This is a genomic window from Methylophaga thalassica (genome assembly GCF_030159795.1).
Taxonomy (GTDB): domain Bacteria; phylum Pseudomonadota; class Gammaproteobacteria; order Nitrosococcales; family Methylophagaceae; genus Methylophaga; species Methylophaga thalassica.
The window spans coordinates 1-2,998 of record NZ_BSND01000002.1; the positions used below are offsets into that span (position 1 = coordinate 1).

Annotated in this window: 1 tRNA gene and 1 rRNA gene; both read left to right on the forward strand. The window is 49.1% G+C overall.

The annotated features are described in order from the left end of the window. The first annotated feature begins 191 nt into the window (after positions 1-191). A tRNA-Ala gene (locus QQL60_RS00025) sits at positions 192-267 on the forward strand. A 204-nt stretch (positions 268-471) separates the two neighbouring features. Then, positions 472-2,998: ribosomal RNA gene (locus QQL60_RS00030) — 23S ribosomal RNA — on the forward strand; the annotation flags it as partial.

Below are 2,998 nucleotides of genomic sequence, written 5' to 3' on the forward strand. Positions count from 1 at the left end.
AGTTGGTTAGAGCGCACCCCTGATAAGGGTGAGGTCGGTGGTTCAAATCCACCCAGACCCACCACTTTTTCCGTCCTACTTCGTTAAAAATCAATTCATTTGCTATGCAAACTTCATTGATTTTTGCCTTGTATGACGAAAAAAGCCCTTTGATTGGGGTGATGTGGTACCCATGGACGTCTCAGAATACTGGGGCTATAGCTCAGCTGGGAGAGCGCCTGCCTTGCACGCAGGAGGTCCGCGGTTCGATCCCGCGTAGCTCCACCACTATTTCTCTTTAAGTGATACATACTGACTAGCTTATTTGATAAGTAAGTTACTCAGTGTTTATACACTGCTCTTTAACAAAACGGAAAGAAGTAACAAGGCAGAATGACATACTGTAGTGATACAGCGTGAAATTCTAAGTAAAGAAAAACTTATGTCGCAATAAGAATGGACATGTAACACCAAGTTAATTTGGGGTTATATGGTCAAGTGAATAAGCGCACATGGTGGATGCCTTGGCGATAAGAGGCGATGAAGGACGTAGAAATCTGCGATAAGCGTTGGCGAGTTGATAAACGAGCTGTGACCCAACGATCTCCGAATGGGGCAACCCACTTACTTTTAGTAAGTATCCTTAAGTGAATACATAGCTTAAGGAGGCGAACCCGGCGAACTGAAACATCTAAGTAGCCGGAGGAAAAGAAATCAACCGAGATTTCCCTAGTAGCGGCGAGCGAACGGGAAACAGCCTGCAAGTGATAATTAACGTATTAGTGGAATAGTCTGGAAAGGCTAGCGATACAGGGTGATAGCCCCGTACATGAAAATGCGTTAATGGTACTAGGCTTGCGACAAGTAGGGCGGGGCACGAGAAACCTTGTCTGAACATGGGGGGACCATCCTCCAAGGCTAAATACTCCTTATCGACCGATAGTGAACCAGTACCGTGAGGGAAAGGCGAAAAGAACCCCGTTGAGGGGAGTGAAATAGAACCTGAAACCGTGTGCGTACAAGCAGTAGGAGCAGACTTGTTCTGTGACTGCGTACCTTTTGTATAATGGGTCAGCGACTTAATTTATGTAGCGAGCTTAACCGAATAGGGGAGGCGCAGGGAAACCGAGTCTTAATAGGGCGACTAGTTGCATGGATTAGACCCGAAACCTGGCGATCTATCCATGGTCAGGATGAAGGTTGGGTAACACTAACTGGAGGTCCGAACTCACGTATGTTGAAAAATGCGGAGATGAACTGTGGATCGGAGTGAAAGGCTAATCAAGCCAGGAGATAGCTGGTTCTCCTCGAAAGCTATTTAGGTAGCGCCTCGTATCTCACTCTCGGGGGTAGAGCACTGTTTGGGCTAGGGGGTCATCCCGACTTACCAACCCCATGCAAACTCCGAATACCGAGAAGTGCAATTACGGGAGACAGACGGCGGGTGATAACGTCCGTCGTCAAAAGGGAAACAACCCAGACCATCAGCTAAGGTCCCAAAATTATGGCTCAGTGGAAAACGATGTGGGAAGGCCCAGACAGCTAGGAGGTTGGCTTAGAAGCAGCCACCCTTTAAAGAAAGCGTAATAGCTCACTAGTCGAGTCGGCCTGCGCGGAAGATGTACCGGGGCTTAAGCCATATACCGAAGCTATGGATGCGTGTTTACACGCATGGTAGAGGAGCGTTGTGTAAGTCTGTGAAGGTGTGTTGAGAAGCATGCTGGAGATATCACAAGTGCGAATGCTGACATGAGTAACGATAAAGGGGGTGAGAGGCCCCCTCGCCGAAAATCCAAGGTTTCCTGCTCAACGTTAATCGGAGCAGGGTGAGTCGGCCCCTAAGGCGAGGCAGAAATGCGTAGTCGATGGGAAACAGGTTAATATTCCTGTACTTGTTATTACTGCGATGGGATGACGGAGAAGGTTAGGTCAGCCAACTGTTGGATATGTTGGTTTAACTGCGTAGGCGTGCTGAATAGGAAAATCCGTTTGGCTAAGCTGAGACAGGACGACGAGTGCCATTAGGCGCGAAGTGATTGATACCCTGCTTCCAGGAAAAGTCTCTAAGCTTCAGGTAATAACAAACCGTACCCCAAACCGACACAGGTGGATGGGATGAGAATTCTAAGGCGCTTGAGAGAACTCTGGTGAAGGAACTAGGCAAAATAGCACCGTAACTTCGGGAGAAGGTGTGCCCCTGTTAGGTGAAGTGACTTGCTCACGGAGCTGAAGGGGGTTGCAATGACCAGGTGGCTGCGACTGTTTATTAAAAACACAGCACTCTGCAAACTCGAAAGAGGACGTATAGGGTGTGACGCCTGCCCGGTGCTGGAAGGTTAATTGATGATGTTAGTTTAGGCGAAGCATTTGATCGAAGCCCCAGTAAACGGCGGCCGTAACTATAACGGTCCTAAGGTAGCGAAATTCCTTGTCGGGTAAGTTCCGACCTGCACGAATGGCGTAACGATGGCCACACTGTCTCCACCAGAGACTCAGTGAAATTGAAATTGCGGTTAAGATGCCGTATACCCGCGGCTAGACGGAAAGACCCCGTGAACCTTTACTACAGCTTTGCACTGAACTTTGAACCTACTTGTGTAGGATAGGTGGGAGACGTAGAAGCGATGACGCTAGTTATCGTGGAGTCGTCCTTGAAATACCACCCTGGTATGTTTGGAGTTCTAACCTACGCCCATTATCTGGGCGAGGGACAGTGTATGGTGGGTAGTTTGACTGGGGCGGTCTCCTCCCAAATTGTAACGGAGGAGCACGAAGGTACACTAAGCATGGTCGGACATCATGCGGTTAGTGCAATGGCAAAAGTGTGCTTGACTGCGAGACAGACACGTCGAGCAGGTACGAAAGTAGGTCATAGTGATCCGGTGGTTCTGAATGGAAGGGCCATCGCTCAACGGATAAAAGGTACTCCGGGGATAACAGGCTGATACCGCCCAAGAGTTCACATCGACGGCGGTGTTTGGCACCTCGATGTCGGCTCATCACATCCTGGGGCTGTAGC